This is a genomic window from Pseudomonas sp. DTU12.1, from assembly GCF_009873475.1.
Lineage (GTDB): Bacteria > Pseudomonadota > Gammaproteobacteria > Pseudomonadales > Pseudomonadaceae > Aquipseudomonas > Aquipseudomonas proteolytica.
The window spans coordinates 4441481-4461626 of the sequence record NZ_CP045254.1 but is presented as its reverse complement, the minus strand read 5'-3'; the positions used below and the strand labels follow the sequence as shown (position 1 = coordinate 4461626).

21 protein-coding genes and 2 pseudogenes are annotated in these 20146 nt (G+C 55.0%); 8 read left to right on the top strand and 15 right to left on the bottom strand.

Annotated elements, in window-relative coordinates; genetic code table 11:
• Nucleotides 1–81: 81 nt before the first annotated feature.
• Nucleotides 82–255 (bottom strand): hypothetical protein, encoded by a 174-nt coding sequence (locus GDV60_RS26605; RefSeq protein WP_178121315.1) that lies wholly within the window; start codon nucleotides 253–255, stop codon nucleotides 82–84.
• 229 nt (nucleotides 256–484) lie between these two features.
• Here GDV60_RS26605 and GDV60_RS19575 point away from each other — a divergent pair, with 229 nt between their 5' ends.
• A complete protein-coding gene (locus GDV60_RS19575) occupies nucleotides 485–1654 on the top strand; it encodes a hypothetical protein (RefSeq protein ID WP_146012694.1) in 1170 nt (389 codons plus the stop codon).
• Between the two features lie 124 nt (nucleotides 1655–1778).
• Nucleotides 1779–2255: pseudogene (locus GDV60_RS19570) on the top strand (terminase); the annotation flags it as partial.
• Nucleotides 2256–2270: 15 nt separating this feature from the next.
• Here the strand turns inward: GDV60_RS19570 and GDV60_RS19565 are convergent.
• The 6 genes and pseudogenes from GDV60_RS19565 to GDV60_RS19550 form a co-directional block, all read right to left on the bottom strand.
• Nucleotides 2271–2531: a DUF6429 family protein gene (locus GDV60_RS19565; RefSeq protein ID WP_159908505.1), complete on the bottom strand. Its 261-nt coding sequence runs from the start codon at nucleotides 2529–2531 to the stop codon at nucleotides 2271–2273.
• Nucleotides 2532–2599: 68 nt separating this feature from the next.
• Nucleotides 2600–2812, bottom strand: coding sequence for a transposase domain-containing protein (locus GDV60_RS27160; protein ID WP_371923831.1), 213 nt, complete (start codon nucleotides 2810–2812; stop codon nucleotides 2600–2602).
• Nucleotides 2813–2821: 9 nt separating this feature from the next.
• A pseudogene (locus GDV60_RS19560) lies at nucleotides 2822–3945 on the bottom strand (IS66 family transposase); the annotation flags it as partial.
• Between the two features lie 24 nt (nucleotides 3946–3969).
• Nucleotides 3970–4110 (bottom strand): hypothetical protein, encoded by a 141-nt coding sequence (locus tag GDV60_RS26920; RefSeq protein ID WP_240160268.1) that lies wholly within the window; start codon nucleotides 4108–4110, stop codon nucleotides 3970–3972.
• Between the two features lie 17 nt (nucleotides 4111–4127).
• The gene (gene tnpB / locus GDV60_RS19555; RefSeq protein ID WP_256679321.1) at nucleotides 4128–4487 is read right to left on the bottom strand and encodes an IS66 family insertion sequence element accessory protein TnpB; all 360 of its coding nucleotides are present in this window, start codon (nucleotides 4485–4487) and stop codon (nucleotides 4128–4130) included.
• A 221-nt stretch (nucleotides 4488–4708) separates the two neighbouring features.
• On the bottom strand, nucleotides 4709–7681 hold the full coding sequence (locus GDV60_RS19550) for a TrlF family AAA-like ATPase (RefSeq protein ID WP_159908503.1): 2973 nt from the start codon (nucleotides 7679–7681) through the stop codon (nucleotides 4709–4711).
• Nucleotides 7682–8763: 1082 nt separating this feature from the next.
• On the opposite strand from GDV60_RS19550, the gene GDV60_RS19545 reads away from it, so the two are divergent.
• Nucleotides 8764–9402: a hypothetical protein gene (locus GDV60_RS19545; RefSeq protein WP_159908501.1), complete on the top strand. Its 639-nt coding sequence runs from the start codon at nucleotides 8764–8766 to the stop codon at nucleotides 9400–9402.
• Nucleotides 9403–9501: 99 nt separating this feature from the next.
• Here GDV60_RS19545 and GDV60_RS19540 read toward each other — a convergent pair whose 3' ends face one another.
• Nucleotides 9502–9876 carry a cytochrome c gene (locus tag GDV60_RS19540; protein WP_154906785.1) on the bottom strand — a complete coding sequence of 125 codons (375 nt, stop codon included), beginning with the start codon at nucleotides 9874–9876 and terminating at the stop codon, nucleotides 9502–9504.
• A gap of 235 nt (nucleotides 9877–10111) precedes the next feature.
• Here GDV60_RS19540 and GDV60_RS19535 point away from each other — a divergent pair, with 235 nt between their 5' ends.
• Nucleotides 10112–11158: an alpha/beta fold hydrolase gene (locus tag GDV60_RS19535; RefSeq protein WP_159908499.1), complete on the top strand. Its 1047-nt coding sequence runs from the start codon at nucleotides 10112–10114 to the stop codon at nucleotides 11156–11158.
• 28 nt (nucleotides 11159–11186) lie between these two features.
• Here the strand turns inward: GDV60_RS19535 and GDV60_RS19530 are convergent, their stop codons facing one another.
• The gene (locus GDV60_RS19530) at nucleotides 11187–11543 is read right to left on the bottom strand and encodes a DUF2784 domain-containing protein (RefSeq protein WP_029298317.1); all 357 of its coding nucleotides are present in this window, start codon (nucleotides 11541–11543) and stop codon (nucleotides 11187–11189) included.
• A 115-nt stretch (nucleotides 11544–11658) separates the two neighbouring features.
• On the opposite strand from GDV60_RS19530, the gene GDV60_RS19525 reads away from it, so the two are divergent.
• Nucleotides 11659–12348 (top strand): HAD-IA family hydrolase, encoded by a 690-nt coding sequence (locus tag GDV60_RS19525; protein WP_029298315.1) that lies wholly within the window; start codon nucleotides 11659–11661, stop codon nucleotides 12346–12348.
• A 34-nt stretch (nucleotides 12349–12382) separates the two neighbouring features.
• On the opposite strand, the gene GDV60_RS19520 is transcribed toward GDV60_RS19525, so the two are convergent.
• Nucleotides 12383–13129, bottom strand: a complete 747-nt coding sequence (locus tag GDV60_RS19520; protein ID WP_092231883.1) for a 3-oxoacyl-ACP reductase family protein — start codon at nucleotides 13127–13129, stop codon at nucleotides 12383–12385.
• 127 nt (nucleotides 13130–13256) lie between these two features.
• Between GDV60_RS19520 and GDV60_RS19515 the strand changes: the two genes are divergently transcribed.
• Nucleotides 13257–14180 carry a LysR family transcriptional regulator gene (locus GDV60_RS19515; protein WP_159908497.1) on the top strand — a complete coding sequence of 308 codons (924 nt, stop codon included), beginning with the start codon at nucleotides 13257–13259 and terminating at the stop codon, nucleotides 14178–14180.
• A gap of 79 nt (nucleotides 14181–14259) precedes the next feature.
• The gene (locus tag GDV60_RS19510; protein WP_159908495.1) at nucleotides 14260–14715 is read left to right on the top strand and encodes an anti-virulence regulator CigR family protein; all 456 of its coding nucleotides are present in this window, start codon (nucleotides 14260–14262) and stop codon (nucleotides 14713–14715) included.
• Between the two features lie 14 nt (nucleotides 14716–14729).
• Here GDV60_RS19510 and GDV60_RS19505 read toward each other — a convergent pair whose 3' ends face one another.
• The 3 genes from GDV60_RS19505 to GDV60_RS19495 all read right to left on the bottom strand — a co-directional run bounded on the left by GDV60_RS19505 (nucleotide 14730) and on the right by GDV60_RS19495 (nucleotide 18179).
• The gene (locus GDV60_RS19505) at nucleotides 14730–15458 is read right to left on the bottom strand and encodes an aspartate/glutamate racemase family protein (RefSeq protein WP_104910719.1); all 729 of its coding nucleotides are present in this window, start codon (nucleotides 15456–15458) and stop codon (nucleotides 14730–14732) included.
• 14 nt (nucleotides 15459–15472) lie between these two features.
• Entirely contained in the window at nucleotides 15473–17002 is a 1530-nt protein-coding gene (locus GDV60_RS19500) for an NCS1 family nucleobase:cation symporter-1 (protein ID WP_133715002.1), read from the bottom strand.
• Nucleotides 17003–17444: 442 nt separating this feature from the next.
• On the bottom strand, nucleotides 17445–18179 hold the full coding sequence (locus GDV60_RS19495; RefSeq protein WP_070995159.1) for a phosphoadenylyl-sulfate reductase: 735 nt from the start codon (nucleotides 18177–18179) through the stop codon (nucleotides 17445–17447).
• 154 nt (nucleotides 18180–18333) lie between these two features.
• Here GDV60_RS19495 and thrH point away from each other — a divergent pair, with 154 nt between their 5' ends.
• Nucleotides 18334–18951, top strand: coding sequence for a bifunctional phosphoserine phosphatase/homoserine phosphotransferase ThrH (gene thrH / locus GDV60_RS19490; RefSeq protein ID WP_029298307.1), 618 nt, complete (start codon nucleotides 18334–18336; stop codon nucleotides 18949–18951).
• Between the two features lie 360 nt (nucleotides 18952–19311).
• On the opposite strand, the gene GDV60_RS19485 is transcribed toward thrH, so the two are convergent.
• Nucleotides 19312–19668, bottom strand: coding sequence for a type II toxin-antitoxin system HigA family antitoxin (locus GDV60_RS19485; RefSeq protein WP_029298306.1), 357 nt, complete (start codon nucleotides 19666–19668; stop codon nucleotides 19312–19314).
• Entirely contained in the window at nucleotides 19668–19970 is a 303-nt protein-coding gene (locus tag GDV60_RS19480; RefSeq protein WP_159908493.1) for a type II toxin-antitoxin system HigB family toxin, read from the bottom strand. The genes GDV60_RS19485 and GDV60_RS19480 overlap by 1 nt, the downstream gene beginning before the upstream one ends.
• Nucleotides 19971–20146 lie beyond the last annotated feature (176 nt).

The window sequence follows — 20146 nt, the reverse complement described above, 5'->3', positions numbered from 1 at the left end:
TATCGACAGTCTGACGATCGGAAACAAAAAGGCCCGTTTCCGGGCCAAGTATCTGGAAGCGCATCTTCTGGTGGACGCGGCTTACCGTTTCGGCTTGTGGTTACGTAAATGAGCATTCTGCAGCTGGCGTCGCCGGCTGCATTTCAGATGGTTGCCGTGGGCGCGCCACTTACCGCATTTGTCGCAAACGCTGCGCTTGTCAGAGGTAGCGCCCTCGACGGCGACGCGGAACCAATTACTGCGGAATTTCTTCATGCCGGGAATCCTCAATGCGTTGGGCGCATGCTCTGACGTAAGCGATGCGTTGCAATGAGGGCATGGTCGTGACGCGCGCGAGTCGCAGCAATGAGTTGTGGTTGTAAGGAGCAAATCTACAAGGCTAACGCGAGGGTTATCAGGCGATTCGTATAGTCAGTATCACTGTGCCATTATTCGTGGTGAAATTGATTTTTACGCAGATCTCACACTGAAAAGGATTTTTGAAATGGCAGCTCCAGGAAAACCAGAATCAAACCGAATTAAGTTTGCTTACTATCTCGCAGGGTGGGCATACGGAGGCGATAAAGTGGCGCTCCGTGCTGCTGCGAAGTCTGTACTCACATCTGAATATCAAAAAGAAATGAAAGGCAATATATTTTGCCCGGAGTGTTGCGTTGGTTTATTCAGATCCCCAGAGGATGGAGATAAAGACGCAAATGGGCGAGCTGCGTACTTCGCCCACAGTAGGACACACCGACCACCCTGCGGACTACGAGTGAAGAAGCGCGACGGGCAAAGATTTACGACCGAAGAAGAAGCTAAACAAGCCATTGATGATGAACTGCTCGTTGTTGTTAAAAGCTTTATGAAAGAAAAACCTGTCGCGCCGGTATTGCCAGGACAAGTTTACGATGGTCCTGTCGTTGAAGATATAGATGGTGAACCTACAGATGTTCCTATTAAGAGGCATAATGGGGAGCAAATTAAGCTCCCTAGCAGGATAACTACAGTTCGAGGACTGTGTAGAAGTTTTGATAAGAATTATTATAAATATTATTTTTTGCCTGACGCCCAGTATCCTCAACTTTTAAGTGATGCCTTGATGGATGTGTCGAACGTTCGGGAGTTAAACGAAAAGTCTAAACTGTATTTCGGTCGTATAAAGCGCATATTTAAAATGGGGGATGGTAATCCTTGGAATATACAAATGACTCGCCTTCAATATGAAAACGATGGTGATTATCAAGATTTCACTTTGAAGATGTCTATTCGTGACTCCAAGGAGCACGGCATAACGGATGCATCCATTGGTCGTATCGTGATGATGTACGGTCCTATTTCAAAAAATGGAAGCGGTTTAGCTATAAGTGATCTTGGGTGGGGGGAGTTTGCCCTGCTTCCTGCTAAATATGATCAGGTACTCTTCCCTGAAAATGCTGAACCTTATCAGGAAACTCTAGAAGAACTTCTAGCCGATGCGACAGGCCTCACACTAGAGGAGATTGAAGAGTGGATGCTCGATGAAGAGCAAGAAATTACCGATGATGGTGTTTTAGTAGGTCATATAGTAAATTTCCGCGATGATACGCCTGAGAGAGTTATGAGTCGGGTTAGTGGTAGAACGGGAGAGTACACAGCGAACGTCGGTATCATCGATTTAGATGAGGGTGAATAGGGAAGTTATCGTACCCTCTAGTTAGCTTGGAACTAATCGTTATTCACGGAAGTGAGGTTGTGTAAGCAAAGGCTACAGGTGGTAACCCTACCTTATAGCCTTTGTGTTCGGCAGCATTTTCTTTATGACAACCGAATTACTTCCCATTGATCCCCGACGCCAATCCAAGTTCCTGTATTGGATGGGTTGGCGCATCTGCGAGATTGCCGAGGCTACGGGCGAAAAGGAAAAAACGCTACACAGCTGGAAGGCTCGCGACGAGTGGGACCGGGCGGATAATGTCGAGCGCATCGGCGGGGCGCTGGAAGCGCGTCTGGTGCAGTTGATCCTCAAGGAAGGCAAGAGCGGCGGGGACTTCAAAGAGATCGACCTGCTGCACCGGCAGTTGGAGCGACAGGCCCGCATTCAGCGCTTTCAGGGTGGCGGTACCGAAACCGAACTCAACCCCAACCTCGCCAAGCGCAACGAAGGACCGAAGAAGAAGACGCCGAAAAACGACATCAGCGAAGACCAGATCGAGCTGCTGCGCGAAGCGTTTATCGATGGGTGTTTCGACTACCAGAAAGACTGTATGCGCTCCATAAACCCCACCTACCGCATGCCCTAGGATATGGAATCAGGTACCCGAGTTGGAGACATGCTCCGCTTGAGTTCTCGCCTCAAATAGCCGATCGGCTATTTGTCGGCCTCGTTCCATCCCTTCCGGCGTCAACCAGATGGATTTGCTCTTGTTTACCGGATCACGGATGAATCCATGCTCATGCAATCGGTTCGTGATCTCGAAATCGTACCCTTTCCAAGTATTGCCATTATCCGCACTGAAGGTTACCAACAGGGCAAGAACGGCTTCTTCAATCAAGGTTTCGTCGTATTTCATGATCGTTGCTCCACTCGTACTCTTTAACTTCCCGTAAGCCCTGTCAGTCATCAAGATGGATAGCGTATTTAACTACGCGATACCGGCGAACAGTTCCATGGCAGCAAGGCTTCGTAATCCTCAACCGACGAAGCCATCGGCAGACATTCAAGTGCGTGGCGTAGCCACGCATAGGGCTCTTGATCGTTGGCTTTGGCAGTCTCGACCAAGCTGTACAGTTGAGCACTGGCCGTCGCGCCTTTGGGCGTGTCACTGAACAACCAGTTCTTCCTTCCGATCACGAAGGGCCTGATGGCTCGTTCGGCTGAGTTGTTGTCGATCGGCAAGTAGCCCTCCTCGACATACCGCTCAAGTTTGCTCCAGTTATGGCCAGGTAGGTGATGGCTTTTCCCAGCGCGTTCTGAGCGGTGACCTGAGGCTGCGTCTTTTCGATCCGGCTTTTCAACTGAGCCAGCACCGGCAGGCTGTGTTCGTGCCGGCCAACTTTGCGTTCCGCATCGCCGCTGGTCTTGAAGTCGCGTTCGATACCGTAAAGCTTGTTGATCAGGTCCAGCGCGATATCGGCGCGCCCCGTCTTGCCTTTGGGCTGTACTTTTTGAGTATCGATGAATTTGCGCCGCGCATGTGCCCAGCAGCCTAAACGCTCCACTCCGACCTGAGCGCCTAGCGCGTTGTAACCGGCATAATCATCGGTCATGACATAGCCGCGATAGCCATCGAGCAGGCGTGTCGGCACTTCCTGCGCGCGGCTGGTGGAGTAGTCGAACAGGATCACCGGTTTATCTGGCGGGCCGCCAGTTTGCACCCACATCCAGGACTGACGACTTGGCTCGCGGTCAGGCTCTTTCAACACCTGCACGCGGGTTTCATCGCAGTGGATGACACGGCTTTCCAGTAACCGGTCGCGCATTAAATTCAGCAGTGGCTGCAAGTGTTCGCCGCACTGGATAACCCAGCGAGCCAATGTCTGGCGCGGGATATCGATGCCGTGGCGACCTAACACTTTTTCAAATCGATGAAGCGGCAAGCCATCCACGTATTTGGTGGTCAGCAGCATCACCAGCACACTGGGGCTGGCCATGCTCTTCTCGATCAACTGAGCCGGTTTGTCGGCGGTGACCGGTGCGCTTTCACAGTCGCGGCAACCGTAGACCTTGCGAACATGTTTGATCACGTGGATCTGCATCGGCACGATTTCAAGCTGTTCACTGACCTCTTCGCCGATGGCATGTTTGTGGCAACCACAGGCACAGGTCAGTTCGTGTTCGGGCAGTTCATGGATGACTTCGATGCAAGGGAGATCAGCGGGCAGCGGCTTGCGCTTGTCGCGCCGCTGGGCTGGCGCAACAACCTCTTCTTCAGCGGCTTCATCAATGGGCTCGACGAGGCTTTCCGCCTCATTGAACAGGGCCAACTGCGGCGTTGCCGGATCAGCCGTTTACTCGGACTTGCGTCCGAACAGGCGCTGACGCAGCAGCGCATTTTCTTCTTCGAGGAAACCGACTCTGGACTGCATCTTCGCAAGCAGCTGCTTGAGCAATTCAGGATCGTCGGGGAGGTTTTCGGGCACGGAAATCATGCCCGGATTATACCGAATCAGGCCACGTATCGAGGCGTCAAAACCTGATGAGGACGATTGCGCCAGAGGTCGAAACCGTCCAGTAACCAGTTGAGTTCCTGGACGGTCAGGATAATCGCCTCGTCCGTGGCATCGGGCGATGTTTTGAATCGCTCGGATTCGAGGCGCTTGAGCCAAAGGCAGAAGCCGTTGCGTTCCCAGTACAAAATCTTCACCCGATTACGGGATTTGTTGAGAAAGACGAAAAGCACCGGATCGAATACCGCCACTTTGATATCCAGTTCAACCAACGCGGCGAGGCCGTCGATGGGTTTTCGGAAGTCTACGGGCTTGGGGTAGAGATAGACTTTTTCGACTTTGGCGTCGGGTCGCATCATGGCGGGCTGGCTCCTGAGAGAATCTGGAGCACAGCATCCGGGGTTAGCTTAGTGCTGTGAATGTGGGGTTCATGGAGCGCTTACGTTGTACGCTTCAAACCCTATGAAATTACAGGGGAGTCATAAAACGTTTTGCCGTGTAATAAAAATAATAAGCTGGTGCTTTCGACACCAGCTTGTTGCTCGTACAGGTAGCGTCATTGAAATCCAATGAGTCACAGTCAGCGCGATAGACGCACTCGGAGCCTGCGAGCTCTCTCTTTAAATGCCGTTTCTCCCCCTTCAAGTATTTCGCACACCATCTCTCTAATTTTCTTGTCTTCTAACCCCCCTGACACATAGGTGATGGGAGGTAAGCCACCCGATGCGTGCGGGCCGGAGCTCGCCACGATGATTTGATCAGCATCGGTATTTATTACGAGATTCGCATTGTGCGTTACCATTATTACTTGGCGTGACGTCTTAGCTGCTAAGAATAGTGATACTAAATCATCGTAAATTGACTTGGGATCCAAGTTTTCTTCGGGTTGGTCAATTATTAGAGGTCTGGTGTCTGAATTATCAAGAGATAGATAAAGAAGTAGTAATACGATTCCACGTGTTCCAGGAGAGAGCTTCTGGATATCTATTCCGTCGTAATTGACTGCATATTGAATACTTATATGGTCTGTTCCATATAACCATTGAGCAAGTTTCTTTGTCCAGCGTCGGTATTCAGCAGGGTCCGTTGAAACTACAGGAGAATGAGCTTGAAAATCTTTTTGAAAAGCGTCCTTAAATGCCCGCATCGCTTCTAATACTTCTAGCTCATTGCCTTCCATCCATGGCTTTTGAAAATAAGCACCAACAATTTCTCTGAGGGTACCTTTCCCTCGGAAAGGACCCTTTTTTGTCAGATTTAAAAGTGCCTCGCCGTCAGTTGCCCAAGAGTCTATATCCACCGTGCGGGTGATAGAAAATGAAAGCTTTTTCAATGTGCCAGACGCCATTTCAAGCTTTGCTCTAATCGGGGCGTACAGTTCAGCTAATACCTGCTGTCCAGAAAGAATTGCAGCAAACACCTGCTGGTAGGCAGTTTCCCTATCTCGTACTAAACTTTCGAGACGAAGGGCCGCTCCTTCATAGTCGGCTAGCTTCTCCTTAATTGCGCGCAGAAGTTCGGTTTCTGCCGTAATCTTCGTTGAGGCTGCTGTAAAGCGTGTAGATGTTTCCTTGTCAATGCTGATTTGTTGTTGTAGGCGTCGGATTTCAGCTTGAATTTGTGCGAGTGGTAACTTCAATAATTCTGCATTATCGACAACGAACTGCACTGAGGGATCGTCGCTCGGCGGAGGAGGCGTTCCTATCCACCAGGTTTTATTATATTGCGCAGTCGTGAGCATTTTTTCTAATACTTCATCGACGTTTCCTTTGTAGTCTCTAAAGAAGATTTTCCATTCTTCCTCTCCCATTTTGCTCGCCGCATGTCGCTCTTTGATTTTTCGTAAATCTTCAGGGGCAATGATGTTGCGTACGTTTGAAACTTCATCCTGCATGAGCAATATTTGGTTTTCTTGGTTCGTGTAATAACGAACATAGCCTCCGACTGTTTCGGCCGCTTTGCTTAATTCCTCTAATCTTAATGCGCGATGTTGTGAGCCCTTGGCAACTAGTTTGGATCTGTCCTCTATCAAACGATTTAAAAGCTGCTCTTTTTCTTGGGTTTGGGTTTTGAGTGTCTCAACAAGACTACGTTTTTCAAGCTCTATGTTGATACGCTCGGAAAGAATGGAAAGTGATTCTTCGCCGTGCTTTCTGGCTTGGACATGTCGAGAAGATTTTATTTCGCGAAGGTCTGCAAAATTCACAGCTCCTTCTCTTTCAGTGACAGTGTGGGAGTCGAAAATAACACGTTCAACTTCAGATAGAAGACCATCTGTCACACCGTCAGATGAGCAAAGTTGTTCCACAAATTGTTGAGATAGGTATCGGGCTCGCGGGTAAGATTCACTTTTGAGCTGAAGTGCTTCCGTGAAGTTCCTACTTTCTACATCGCCGTTTTGCCATGTTATATCAGCGGAACCACCTTCAAGATGTTCTCGTGCTCTCACAAGAAATGATTGTTTCGTGACATGTCCTGCATGCGCATCACATGCGGCAGCAATCATGTCAGCTAAGGCTGTTTTTCCTGATCCTCTCGCACCAATAATCGCGATCAGCCCTGGGTTTAGATTGATATAAGGTGTAGTCAACCATGGTGCATTGTTGATAGAAATTCGAGAGAGGGTTTCAGAAGACATTGCTGACGGTGGCGGTTCTTCACCCACAAATGCACGTCCCTCAGGATCTATACATGCTTGACGTAACGTATCAAACGTTGGGGCACCCTTGACCCAGCTAAAGCGGTCGCCATCAGGTATACCTGTCTTGGGAACGCTATGCGCGTCGCAGCCATGCAGGCAAGGTTTCAGGCCGTTATAACGCTCTTTTATGACTTCTTGAGAAAGACCTTTTCGACCCAACCAGAACTCTCGTTGATTGGGGTTGGCTGCGAACATTATGTGAGCGAAACGCTCCAATTCCTGCCGAAGAGTCTCATCCGCACTGTCACGCAATGCGGATGTACCATCATTTTGCTTAGCAGCGATTGCGACAAGAACATTTTTTTGCGCCCAAGCGCTGGCTTCGTACTTGGACTTTAGCTCATCAAACGAAACTTTAAATTGTTCCGCTCCGTGTTTCAGTGCGGTGCGATCGTCCACTATCTCTGCATTGGCTCTGTATCCGAGACGGGTGAGATCTGCTGGATTACACCTGAACTCATCCTGATGGGCCTTAAATGTTAGCCCGGAAAGGAATCGTTCGATTTCGCTTACATGATTCGCTTCTTCGGGGCTTACAAGTAAGTGAACATTTACCCAAGATTTCGCCGTTCCAACGCTGAGCCTTAGTTCAACGTTTGGGAAAATTAGATGGCAATTTGGCAGTCTTCCTTTCGATTTGTGCTCTTGAACCGTGCGGTAGGTATCGAGTAGGTAGTAATCAGTAACAGCGATGCTACTAATGGTCGGAGTAGCTGTTTCGAGAGCCGTTAGATAAGCCCCCCAGTCACCTTTGAATTGATCATTGAACAAGGTGCCAGGAGCATGCACGTGTGGATCCCAGCGTAGCCATCGGGATCCGGAGCTCAGAGGTGCTGCTGGTATGTCCTGCATTTTGACATCCTTGTTGAAAAAAACTGATTCTGATGTGCCACTAGCAGGTGTGCAACTGAAACTGAAATCCCATTCAAAGCACTCACCGCTCGCTTGTGGACGCTTTGATTTTTCATAGCCATCACGATTGTGTTATTCGAGTGGCACTCGGCGCGCGCCGTCGTCCCCCCACCTCGCCTGCGGGCTAAATGGGTCGTTTTTTCTGCGGCCCTGCGGACAGCCCAACGCGGCACTGGCTGGGGGGGCTGCTCGGCGTTGTGGGGGCTCAAAAGCCTGCGGAACCCTGCACCGAGGGGGTATTTTGCTGACGGCGTCTAAAGGCTCTGCTGTTGAGGGGGAGGGGGGGGAGTCTCAAAAAGAGTAACTTCAGTAATCTCCCCACAGAAACGGTCTGGAGGCCACGTATCCCGTGGGTTTTGAGATTACAAAAAGGAGTAACAGAGAAGTAATTGAAAAGGTAATTTTTTACCAAGTTATTGATTTTAAATAGGTTTATAAAAAGTAGAGAATTACATTTATAAAGAGTAATCAGATTACTTCAATATTACTTAAAGATTACCTTTTACTGGAAACATAAAACCCTTTAATTTCAATGGTTTGAGCGTAAAAAACGGTCAAGATTACTTATGTTACTCTTTTTTTTGCCCCCCTCCAGACCCCAGACGTCAGGCCCCTATACGTGTGATGCGCACGCGTACAGAGATGCATGCTGATGCTCATGGGAATGGCGTGGGAATGCTTTTGCGCCACTGGCACCGCTAGAGCCCTTGTATTCCGGGGCCTCGGCTGCGAGATTGCAGGTGCGGGTACTTTCGAATCTCTCCTTCACCGCCACATTTTACAAACACGAACCCCCGGTTTTCTTCAAGAAAGCCGGGGGTTTGTGGTTTCTGGCATCTGGAAAAAGGCGATACGGGGCAGATGACTGGTTTTCCATGTCTGCGAACGGTTCCCCACCCCATTGGCCAGCCGGTCTTTTTGAGCGAAGCAGCATTTCTGCGTGGCCGGGTGGCAAGTGGGCAACTGCGTGTCCTTATAGTATCGTCGCGGCCACCAACCCTCACAGGATATGAAGGTTACCCATGCGTTTACTCTTCCCGCTGGCTATCAGCTTGGCTCTTATTGGCTGCGCCACGACTAAAACCGATGTTCGCAACGAAGTACAGATCAGCCAATATAACCCGGCCAACACTGCTCGTATTCGCCTGATCACGGGTGATACCACCAACGCGGGCTTTATCAGTGGTCAGACCTGCGAGATGTTTTACAACGAGTCTCTGCTGACCAAAACACCTGAAGAAGCTGGGTGGCAACCTGCGCATGTCGACTCGCCGGGTCTGTACCCTTTTCGGGCGACCGACAGCCAGAACAGTGTGATTGGCATGCCTGCCAGCAAGGCGAGCAAAGCCATCAATCAGTCGCCCAAGGTGTTTGATGAGCATGTTATTGCGGCCGGTAAACCCTTTATTGCGGGGTTTGCCATGGGCGGATCGCAAATCTCCTGTTTTCCAGCGCCTGTCACGCTTATCCCCAAGCCTGGCAAGGACTATGAGATGGAACTTCAAGTTATAAAGCTCAGCACGTTCAAGGCCGGCTGCGTGATTGCCGTTCGCCAACTCTCCACTCAGGCCAATACCACAGTGGAGACGCCGCTAAGACCGCAGGTATGTGCCAAGACCCCGTCGGGTTGGTATACCGTCAATGCTGCGCCTTTGCCTTGAAGTGCCAGAACAGGACGCAGGTGCAGTGTTGATCGCCGCTTAGGTAAGCCTTGAAGCCCGGTGCGCAGCCTTTTAGAGGCTGCTCTTTTCTAAGCGTTATCAGCTTTTTGAAATCACCCGGCTCATGTATTGATTTAAATCGCGTAGGTCCTGAATGCTCCAAGCGTGTGGCGACAACTTCACACCATTCTCTTTTAGGGTTCTTGGAATCAAGTCTCCATTTGGCCTAAGTATTATCGAGGAGACAATAACGCCCGGATAATCATGCAGCCGTTTCTTGAAGGCGGTTGTTGTGAGGTTCGGCGTAGGGGGATTGCTTTTATTCGCCAAGGGCCCTGTTCCCTTGATATCTGTTCCGTGGCACATGGCACATCGTTGCAAATAGAGGTTTTTTCCATTGGCATTATCTGCAATGGATAGTGAAGTTTGAATGAGCGATAGCAATCCCAGCGAAGCGATGAGCAGTATTTTCATTTTTATAGGGTCTTGTTGTTTGAGCCGGATCTGAGTCGAGGGCACAGCGCATTGGAAATGCGCTCGCGCACGTTATTACCGTGGAATTTCTACAACACAACCCCATGATTCGGCTAGATAAAGTCGGTGTTTTTTGATTTTTCGGCGCCTGTAAGCGGGTGATATGGGCATACGCAGCGAATCTGTTCCGTTATATTCCAACGCTCTCGCAGTTGGCCCAATCAAGGAAGATCCATTGAAAGCATCCCTCGGGGCTCTGCTTCTGATCTGTGCAACCACCTCTGCACTTGCCAGCAATAACTCCATCGGCTTCCAGGCCTCCACGCTGGCAGACCCAAGCAACGACCGCCCATTGGAGATGGTCGTCTGGTACCCCAGCGCCACCACCACCACGCCCGAGTTGATCGCCGATAACGCCGTATTCATTGGCGCCCCAGCCGTGCGCGATGCGCCACCGTCTATCGGCAAGCATCCACTGGTGGTGCTTTCCCATGGCTTTGGTGGCAATTGGGGCAACCAGGCGTGGTTGGCCAGTGCCTTGGCGCATCAGGGGTTTATCGTGGCGGCGGTCAACCATCCTGGTACGACCAGCAAGGACCGCAGTGCTCCAGCCGCTGCGCAGTTATGGCAGCGGCCGGTGGATATCCGCCGCGCTATCGACGCGGTACTGGCGCAGCCAGATCAATTCGGCAACGTGCAGCCGAGCCGCATAGCGGTAGTGGGTCATTCACTCGGCGGTTGGACGGCGCTGGAAGTCGCCGGCGCACGATTCGACCCCGCGCGGTTTGCCCAGGACTGCAAGGTTCACTCGCAGTTGGCCCCTTGCGCGGTCTACCAGCAGATGAACCCCGCCAGTACCCCGGCAGCCCAGGCGCAGTTGGCGGCGGATTTGAGCGACAAGCGGGTCAGCGCCATTGTGTCGCTGGACCTGGGCCTGTCCCGTGGGTTTACCGATCAAAGCCTGGCGGCGGTGTCGGTGCCGACGTTGGTGATTGCGGCGGGCGTGCCCTCGACCGAGCTTCCCGCCGAGCTGGAGTCCGCTGATCTGGCCAAGCGCCTGCCGTCGGCAGCGACCCGTTATGTCAAAATCAGCGACGCCACTCACTTCAGCTTTATGGCGGTGTGCAAGGCGGGCGGGGAGGCGTTGATCGAAGAGAGTTCGCCGGGCGATGGCATGATCTGCCGGGATGGCGCGGGGGCCCGACCGCGTGAGGTGATCCAGCAGCAGACCACCTCATTGATCGTTGAATTTCTGGCGCGATGGTCAGGCGAAGAGTTGTGATCGGGCTACCCATGCCTGCGTTGAGTCGCTACCAGCGCCTGACCAGGCGCGTGTACACCGCAATGTTAATCACCAGTACCAGCGCGCCGAGGCCCAGTTGGATCTGTGGTGTCAGCCCCGCGGGGTAGATCAGGGCAATGATGTAATGCTCGATAAAACCTGCGCCGTACCCCTCCTGCCCGGCGAGGTGGCGCAGTAGGTTTTCCCAGCGGGTCAGGGGGCAGGGCAGGTGGAAGAACTCGACGGCCATGCCCCAGGCTGCGGCGGGCAAATGCAGCCAGATGACCCGGCGCCAGCGCAGGGCGAGCAGGCCTCCGAACAGCACAAACAGGATAAAACACAGGTGAAACAGCACCAAGCTGTCGGCAGCAATGCGCAAAAGCATATCGGGTTCGCTTGAACGGGTAGGCCGCCAGTCTAAGGGATAATGAGTTGCTTGCAGGCTGGCAGGGCCGTTATTGTGCTGAATCCTTTTAGTCCTTTGCCACGGATCTTTTGTGATGAGCGCATCGCGTACTGCTGTCGGCCCGATCAAGGCCGTGATTTTCGATATGGACGGGTTGTTGCTGGACACCGAAGGCATCTACACCGAAGTCACGCAGATTATCGCCGAGCGCTATGGCCGCACCTACGACTGGGGCATCAAGCAGCACATCATCGGCCGTGGCGCCCAGGACCTGGCCGAATATGTGGTCGAGGCCCTGGACTTGCCGATCACGCCTGCAGAATTCCTGCGCATCCGCGAGCCGTTGATGAGCGAGCGTTTTCCCAAGGCGTTGGGCATGCCGGGCGCCGAGGCGTTGGTGCGGCATTTGAAGGCGCATAACATCCCCATCGCCGTGGGCACCAGTTCGTCGCGCAATTCGTTTGGCCACAAGACCACGCTGCACCGGGAGTGGTTTGGCCTGTTCGGCACCATCGTCACCGCTGACGATCCGGAAGTTGGCGCTGCCAAGCCTGCGCCGGACATCTTCCTCACCGCCGCCCGCCGCCTGGGCGTTGCGCCCGAGGATTGCCTTGTGTTTGAAGACTCACCGTTTGGCGTGACCGCTGCCAAGGCCGCGAACATGACTGCCATCGCGGTGCCTGATGAAGCCATGGCCGACAGCAAGTACGCTCACGCCGACCAGATTATCCGCAAACTCGCGGACTTCGATCTGGCTGCCTACGGCCTGCCGCCGCTGCGCTGAAGTGCAGGAGCCGGCTTGCCGGCTCCTACAAGGGTCAGGCGCTGAAGCCACCATCGATGGTCAAGCTGGCACCGGTGATGTATCCGGCCTCTGGCCCCGCCAGGTAAGCCACAAAGCTGGCGATCTCTTCCACCTGGCCATAACGGCCGACCGCCATAAACCCGATCAAGCTCTCGGCAAACTCACTGTTGGCCGGGTTCATATCGGTGTCCACCGGGCCTGGCTGCACGTTGTTAATGGTAATCCCCCGTGGCCCCAGGTCGCGCGCCAGGCCTTTGGTCAGGCCCACCAGCGCGGCTTTGCTCATGGCATATGGCCCGCCACCGGCGAAGGGCATGCGTTCGGCGTTGGTGCTGCCGATGTTGATGATGCGACCCCCTTCGCCCATGTGCCGGGCCGCTTCCTGGGTGGCGATAAACACGCTGCGCACGTTGATGGCCAGGGTCTGGTCAAAGTCTTCCAGTGTGAAATCCTCCAGTGGGCCGACCGCCAGCACACCGGCGTTGTTCACCAGGATATCCAGGCGCCCGAACGCTTCGACAGTGGCACTGACTGCATTGCGGATGGCGCTCGCATCGGCACTGTCGGCGTGAATCGCCAGGGCCTTGCCGCCAGCGCGGATAACGCTGTTTTGCAAGTCTTCGGCCTTGGCGGCAGAGCTGACATAGGTAAAGGCCACAGCTGCGCCCTGGGCCGCCAGGCGCTGGACGATGGCGGCACCGATGCCGCGGGAGCCGCCCTGGATCAAGGCAACTTTGCCGCTGAGGTTTTGTGTGGTCATGTCGATCTCCAGATCATTCGAGGCAGGGTTGCCGCGTTGTTGGAGGCGAGTATCGACCGCACTGGCCGGTCCCGGTAGGCCGTGATTGCTATAGTCTGTGTAAACCAAAAGTTTAGAGTGAGGTGGTATGGAGAGCTTCGGCAGTATCGAATGCTTCGTGCGCAGCGCCGAAGGCGGTAGCTTTGCCGAAGCGGCCCGGCACCTGAGCCTGACGCCGGCGGCTGTCGGCAAGAGCGTCGCCAAGCTGGAGGCACGCCTGGGCGTGCGGCTGTTCCAGCGCAGCACCCGGCGCCTGACATTGACCGAAGCCGGCAAGTTGTTCCTGCAAGAGGTCAGCGCCAGTCTCACCACTATCCAGAATGCCGTGGCCAACCTGGCCAGCGCTGAAGGCCGGCCCGTGGGCACGCTCAAAGTCAGTATGGGTACGGTATTCGGCAACCGCTATGTGGTACCGCTGCTGGCAGAGTTCCTGCGGCGGTTTCCCGATATCAGCCCTGACTGGCATTTTGATAATCGCCAGGTCGACCTGATCGGCCAGGGCTTTGACGCGGCCATCGGCGGCGGGTTCGAGCTGCCTCAGGGCGTGGTCGCGCGCAAGTTGACCCCCGCTCACCGGATTCTGGTGGCCTCGCCCGATTACCTGGCGCAACGCCTGCCCGTGCGTGCTCCCGAAGACCTGGCGCTGTGCAACGGCATCCTGATCCGATCGCCGCAAACCGGCCGCGTGCGGACCTGGCAATTGAGCAACCGCGCCCGCGAACAGCGGCCGTTGATGCTCAAGCCACGCATGACCATGGGCGACTCCGAAGCCGCGTGCTGTGCCTGCACCCAAGGCCTGGGCATTGCCCTGGTCAGCATGCCGATGGCCGTGCCGTTTCTGGACAGTGGCGCCGTGGTACGGGTGTTGCCCGACTGGTACGTCGATGACGGCAACATCTCCCTGTATTACGCCGAGCACAAACTGCTGCCTGGCAAGACCCGAGTGTTTGTTGATTTCATCCTCGAGCAGTTTGCCCAGCAGCAGTTGGCGCAGCGCTTCAGTGTGGTTTAGCGCTCACCACTGAACGTGTTACCCACTACTGTTCTAAGCTGATACGAGCCAATGGGGCTTGCGACTGTCGAGACGGATCATGTCCATATCACGCGCTTTACTCGTATTTACCAGCTTGGCGATGATTGCAGGCTCCCCGGCGCTGTTGGCCGATCCCGGCAACGGCAACGGTAAGGACAAAGGCAGTGCCCATGGCAATAAGGGTGGCCAGGGTAATCAGGGCCAGGGTGGAGGCAAGAAGGGCGCGGTAGCCCATTACAATGGCCCGCAAATTGACATCGGGGGCGTGCGGGTAATTCTCGGTGACAACCGCGACTACTGGCGCGGTGGTTCGTCCCTGCCGCCGGGCATCCAGAAAAACCTTGCCCGGGGCAAACCCCTGCCACCGGGGATTGCCAAGAAGCTCGATGGACGCCTGTTGGGGCGGTTGCCCCATTACGACGGCTACGAATGGCAGCAGGCGGGCACCGACCTGATCCTGGTGACGATTGCCACCAGGATCATTTATGAAGTGCTCAATGACGTATTGAACTGACCGAAATCGGCGATTCAGCGTGCGAACCTGCCCGGCCAACCGATGATGTTCTTTGGCCGGGGGGTCGCATAGGTGCGCACCTTCGAAGTCGACAACCCCAGCCTCACCAGTGCTTCGGCCAGGGTTACGGCGGCGGTCACGCCATCCACCACTGGTACCCCGGTGCGCTGGCGGATCTGTTCATCCAGCCCGGCCATGCCGCCGCAACCCAGGCAGATCACTTCGGCCTTGTCTTCGCTGATGGCCAACTCGGCCTGGCGCACGATGGCTTCCATGGCTCGCAACGGGTGTTCCTCCAGTTCCAGCACCGCCATACCGCTGGCCCGCACCGAGGCGCAGCGCTCATACAGCCCAGAAAGCTTGAGCCGGTCTTCGATCAACGGCACCGTGCGGTCCAGGGTGGTAACCACTGAGTAAGCATGGCCGAGAAACATGGCGGTGCTGGCGGCGGCATCGGTGATATCCACTACCGGCACGTTCAACAATTCTTGCAGGCCTTCGCGGCCATGTTCGCCATAACCGGCCTGGATGACCGCATCGAATGGCTGATCGTAGGCCATCACCCGATCCATCACCGCGATGGCCGCCAGGTAGCTTTCGAAATTGCCTTCTACCGATTCGGCGCCGAAAAACGGGGTCAGCCCGACAATTTCGGTGCCCGCCGCCGCCACGCTGCGGGCCTGCTGGGCGATGGCTTCGGTGATGGATTCGGTGGTGTTGACGTTGACGACGAGAATGCGCATGGAATGCTCCTTGATCAATGGCTGACGTTGTCGACAGCGATGCTCTCGCCGCTGATATCGGCATAGAACGGCTGGCGCTTGGCGATCAGCCAATACAGCATCCCGGCAATGCCGGCGCCAAACAGCCACGAGAACGGTGAGACGCTGGCAAAACCCGGTAGCAGGGCCAGCACAATGGCAATCACCGCGGCCGGGACAAACGCGGCCACCGCCCGCAGGTTGACCCCGCGGCTGTAGTAATACGCGCCGTTGGGATCTTCGCTGTACAACTGCGGCACGTCGATCCGGCCCTTACGGACCAACCAGTAATCCACCATGATCACCCCATACAGCGGGCCCAGCAGGGCGCCCAGGCCGGAGAGGAAGTACACAATCACCAGCGGGCTGTTGTAGAGGTTCCACGGCAGGATGAGCACCGCGAGAAACGCGCTGATCAGCCCGGCGCGGCGGAAGTTCAGGTATTTGGGCGCCAGGTTGCTCAATACAAAGGCCGGGGCAACGAAGTTGGCCATGATGTTCACCGCCACGGTGACGATCAGGAATGCCAGGCATCCCAGCACCAAGAAGAAGGTATTGGGAATGGCCGCGATGATCTGGGTCGGGCTTTCGATCACCTGGCCATTGAGTTGGAACTGCCCGCCGCACAACAGCACGGTGATGATCGCGAACACCAGGATGTTCACCGGCAGGCCCCAGAAGTTGCCGACCTGGATGGTCTTGCGGCAGGGCGATGAACGGGCGAAGTCGCAGAAGTTGAGGATCAGGGTGCCGTAGATCGCCAACCACAAGGCGCCACCGGCAAAGATATTGCGCCACATCTCGCCACCGCTCAGGGGCTCGCGGATGGACCAGGCGATATTGCCGCCAGCCTGGAAGTACATCCAACCGGCAAGCGCCGCAACAGTCAGCAGGATTACCGGGCCGGCAAAGCCTTCGTAGCGGCGGACCATTTCCATGCCGTAGGCCAGGATCACCAGTTGCACGAACCAGATAATCACAAAACACGCCCAGCCCAGGGTTGAGAGGCCGAGGATCGCGTTGTGGTCGTAGTCGGCGAATCCTGGATGAATCGCCACCAACAGTACCCGGAATACCACCGAGGCCAGGTAGGTCTGGATACCAAACCAGGCGATGGCAATGACTGCGCGGATCAACGCGGGAATCTGTGCGCCATGAATACCGAAACTGATACGGCTGATCACCGGAAACGGCACACCGGTTTTCTGGCCCATGTAACCCGACAAGTTCATGAAGAAATACACCAGCGCCGCGCCGATCCCCAGTGACAGCAGAATCTGCCAGCCACCCAGGCCCAGGGCGTACAAGCCGATGGCGAAGGAATAGTTGGCGATGTTGTGCACATCGTTGGTCCACAAGGCAAAGATGCTATAGCCACCCCAGCGCCGGCCTTCGACCTTGGTGGGCGCCAGGTCCTTGTTGTGCAGGCGTGGGCTGAGCACCAGCGGGCCGGGGTTTGCGGCCGTGGGGCTGGCTGTGGAGGAGGGCAGATCCAGTGCGAGATTATTGGAGAGAGTGGTGCGCATTCCGGCAGGCTCCTGGCATCTGCAGCAGGCGCTGGGTTGCAGGGCGCCTGGCATGCGGACACAAAGTGTATGAAGGTTGTTGTTGAAGTTGTATACAAAGACTTCAACTCCCTTAGCCACTTGTGTGCCAGGTTTTTATCTATCAAAAGCTGGGCTAATTTCTTTTTTGCAGGTTCTATTAATAAATAGCTGAATTTAAACAACTATAAATTGACCGTTTGAACAGGTATTTATTTTGTTGCGGGAATGTAGGTGTGGAGGATGTAGGAAGTTGGCCGAAGTGGGGTGTAACTTTTCGGTGCGAAATAATTGAAGTGCACACAAAAATGGCACTGTTGGTGACAATATTGTGTACGGGATTTTTCGGCGGGGTGAATGAAGTGTGCGGGCTTGTTGTGGCGAGCGGGCTCGCCACACAGCGCTATATCGGAGGGGGGCGGTTTCAGGCCTTGCTGATGATATTCCCCGCATGCAGCCCGCATTCTTTCTGGGTTGCTTCTTCCCACCACCAACGGCCTTCGCGCTCATGCTGGTTCGGCAACACCGGGCGGGTGCACGGCTCGCAGCCGATGCTGATAAAGCCGCGCTCGTGCAGGCTGTTGTAGGGCAGCTCCAGCATGCGGATATAACCCCAGATCTCTTCACTGGTCATTTGTGCCAGCGGGTTGAACTTGTAGAGGGTGCGTTCCGGCGTGGAGAACGCCGTGTCGACTTCCAGGGCCGCCACCTGGCTGCGGGTGCCGGGGCTCTGGTCGCGGCGCTGGCCGGTGGCCCAGGCGCTGACACCGGAGAGTTTGCGGCGCAGCGGTTCGATCTTGCGCACGCCGCAGCATTCGCCATGGCCGTCCTTGTAGAAGCTGAACAGGCCCTTCTCCTTGACGAAGGGTTCCAGCTTGCTCTGGTCCGGCGAGATCAACTCGATATCGATCTTGTAGAAGTCGCGCACCTGCTCGATAAACCGGTAGGTCTCCGGATGCAGGCGGCCGGTGTCGAGGCTGAAGACCTTGACGTTTTTATTCAGCTTCCAGGCCATATCCACCAGCACCACGTCCTCGGCACCGCTGAAGGAAATCCACAGGTCATCGCCGAACTGGCTGAACGCCAGCTTGAGGATGTCCTGGGCGGACTTGTTGGCATAGGTCGCGGCGAGTTCAGCGACGTCGAAGGCTTGGTTCATCAGGACGGTTCCTACAGGTCAGTGGCGCTGAGCGCTCTATAGGAGTGGGATGTTAACAAAATCCGCTCTGCGTTGCGGCGGCCAGCGCGAATCGCTAGAGTTCGGCAGTCCTTTTACTCGCTCAACTGAAAAAAAATCAAAATGGGAGTGTCTTGTGGAAATTGCCTGTCTCGACCTGGAAGGGGTGCTGGTTCCGGAAATCTGGATCGCCTTCGCTGAAAAAACCGGTATTGAATCCTTGCGGGCTACCACCCGGGACATTCCTGACTACGACGTATTGATGAAGCAGCGCCTGCGGATTCTCGACGAGCACGGCTTGAAACTGTCGGATATCCAGGAAGTGATCGCCACCCTCAAGCCGCTGGAAGGTGCCATCGAGTTCGTCGATTGGCTGCGCGAGCGCTTCCAGGTGGTGATCCTGTCGGACACCTTCTATGAGTTCTCCCAGCCGCTGATGCGTCAACTGGGCTTCCCGACCCTGCTTTGCCATCGCTTGATTACCGATGAAAACGATCGGGTGGTGAGCTATCAACTGCGCCAGAAAGACCCCAAGCGCCAGTCGGTGCTGGCCTTCAAGACCCTGTACTATCGGGTCATTGCTGCGGGTGATTCGTACAACGACACCACCATGCTGGGTGAGGCCGATCGTGGGATTCTGTTCCATGCGCCGGAGAATGTGATTCGCGAGTTCCCGCAATTCCCGGCGGTGCATACCTTTGAGGACTTGAAGCGGGAGTTCATCAAGGCGTCGAATCGGTCGTTGAGCCTGTAAGTGATTTAGCGAGGCTCACTGCCTCATCGCGAGCAAGCTCGCTCCCACATTTTCGACTGTGTTTGCAGGGCAAAAATGTGCGAGCGGGCTTGCCCGCGATAAGCATAGGTATCTACACAACTTTGCCGCAACACCTAGATCCAGGCAGATAGCGCAGTTGTGGCGAGCGGGCTTGTCGGAACGCCGCATCGCCGCGCTGGGCTGCGAAGCAGCCCCAAAACCAGCCGCTGCGGTGTATCTGGTACAACGCATTCGGCTTATTGGGGCTGCTTCGCAGCCCAGCGCGGGCAAGCCCGCTCGCCACAGGGAAGATCGCCAGTTTCTGAAAGTTGTGTAGATACCTATGCCGCGATAAGGCCCTCAAGCCCCTTCAAACAACCGCTCATAAGGAATGCGCAAACCTTCATGCAGGCGCTTGATCATGGCCAGGCTCAGCTTGCGCTTGTGGTTCAGCACTTCGGAGACGCGACCGCTGGAGCCGATAAAGGGCTCCAGGTCGCGCGCCGTCAGGCCCATCTGGTCCATGCGAAACTTGATCGCCTCCACCGGATCGGAAGGCGGCATGGGGAAGTGTTCGTCTTCGTATTTTTCGATCAGCAGCGCGAGAATTTCCAGCTCATCGCCTGCCGGCGAGCCGATCTCTGCCCCCCACAGCTGATCCACCCGCGCCAGCGCAGCGGCCAGGTCTTCTGGGGTACGAATAGGTTTGATGTTCATCACACAGTCTCCGCGTTGATCTGGTCGTACTGGGCATGGGTGCCGACAAACCGTATGAAACCCAGCTGCCGCAAATAGTCGATCGCCACAACCACCCGATACTTAGTGCCACCGATATTGAACACGACCCTTGCTCCTTTGAGCGTGCTTGCGGTTCGAAGCACCCTCTTCAGGTCCTGTGGCGTGTGATAAGTGGATTTCTCTAGATGGCGATACCATTCAACCAGTGGTGTTTTTGAGTCGGTATAAGCCGGGCTGCTTTCCCAGAACTCCCTTAAGGCGGCTCTTGCGATTATTCGCATCTATCGAACCTCCCAATTTGGGAGATGTTAGGCGTCACTTCCGGGGTTTTCAAGTCCTGGTAGGGAGCGCGATGTGTAGGAAATGGGCTTTGTTTCAACGCGGCAAGCGATACAACGACAAAGGCAACAAGCAGTCGATCCATGTGATCCCTCACAGACGGCCAAGTAATATCGAA

Bases quoted from the DNA above. Each gene is read 5' to 3' on its own strand.
- GDV60_RS26605 (WP_178121315.1), bottom strand. From the start codon at position 255: ATGAAGAAATTCCGCAGTAATTGGTTCCGCGTCGCCGTCGAGGGCGCT.
- GDV60_RS19575 (WP_146012694.1), top strand. From the start codon at position 485: ATGGCAGCTCCAGGAAAACCAGAATCAAACCGAATTAAGTTTGCTTAC.
- GDV60_RS19565 (WP_159908505.1), bottom strand. From the start codon at position 2,531: ATGAAATACGACGAAACCTTGATTGAAGAAGCCGTTCTTGCCCTGTTG.
- GDV60_RS26920 (WP_240160268.1), bottom strand. From the start codon at position 4,110: ATGATTTCCGTGCCCGAAAACCTCCCCGACGATCCTGAATTGCTCAAG.
- tnpB (WP_256679321.1), bottom strand. From the start codon at position 4,487: ATGATGCGACCCGACGCCAAAGTCGAAAAAGTCTATCTCTACCCCAAG.
- GDV60_RS19550 (WP_159908503.1), bottom strand. From the start codon at position 7,681: ATGCAGGACATACCAGCAGCACCTCTGAGCTCCGGATCCCGATGGCTA.
- GDV60_RS19545 (WP_159908501.1), top strand. From the start codon at position 8,764: ATGCGTTTACTCTTCCCGCTGGCTATCAGCTTGGCTCTTATTGGCTGC.
- GDV60_RS19540 (WP_154906785.1), bottom strand. From the start codon at position 9,876: ATGAAAATACTGCTCATCGCTTCGCTGGGATTGCTATCGCTCATTCAA.
- GDV60_RS19530 (WP_029298317.1), bottom strand. From the start codon at position 11,543: ATGCTTTTGCGCATTGCTGCCGACAGCTTGGTGCTGTTTCACCTGTGT.
- GDV60_RS19525 (WP_029298315.1), top strand. From the start codon at position 11,659: ATGAGCGCATCGCGTACTGCTGTCGGCCCGATCAAGGCCGTGATTTTC.
- GDV60_RS19520 (WP_092231883.1), bottom strand. From the start codon at position 13,129: ATGACCACACAAAACCTCAGCGGCAAAGTTGCCTTGATCCAGGGCGGC.
- GDV60_RS19515 (WP_159908497.1), top strand. From the start codon at position 13,257: ATGGAGAGCTTCGGCAGTATCGAATGCTTCGTGCGCAGCGCCGAAGGC.
- GDV60_RS19510 (WP_159908495.1), top strand. From the start codon at position 14,260: ATGTCCATATCACGCGCTTTACTCGTATTTACCAGCTTGGCGATGATT.
- GDV60_RS19505 (WP_104910719.1), bottom strand. From the start codon at position 15,458: ATGCGCATTCTCGTCGTCAACGTCAACACCACCGAATCCATCACCGAA.
- GDV60_RS19500 (WP_133715002.1), bottom strand. From the start codon at position 17,002: ATGCGCACCACTCTCTCCAATAATCTCGCACTGGATCTGCCCTCCTCC.
- GDV60_RS19495 (WP_070995159.1), bottom strand. From the start codon at position 18,179: ATGAACCAAGCCTTCGACGTCGCTGAACTCGCCGCGACCTATGCCAAC.
- GDV60_RS19485 (WP_029298306.1), bottom strand. From the start codon at position 19,668: ATGAACATCAAACCTATTCGTACCCCAGAAGACCTGGCCGCTGCGCTG.
- GDV60_RS19480 (WP_159908493.1), bottom strand. From the start codon at position 19,970: ATGCGAATAATCGCAAGAGCCGCCTTAAGGGAGTTCTGGGAAAGCAGC.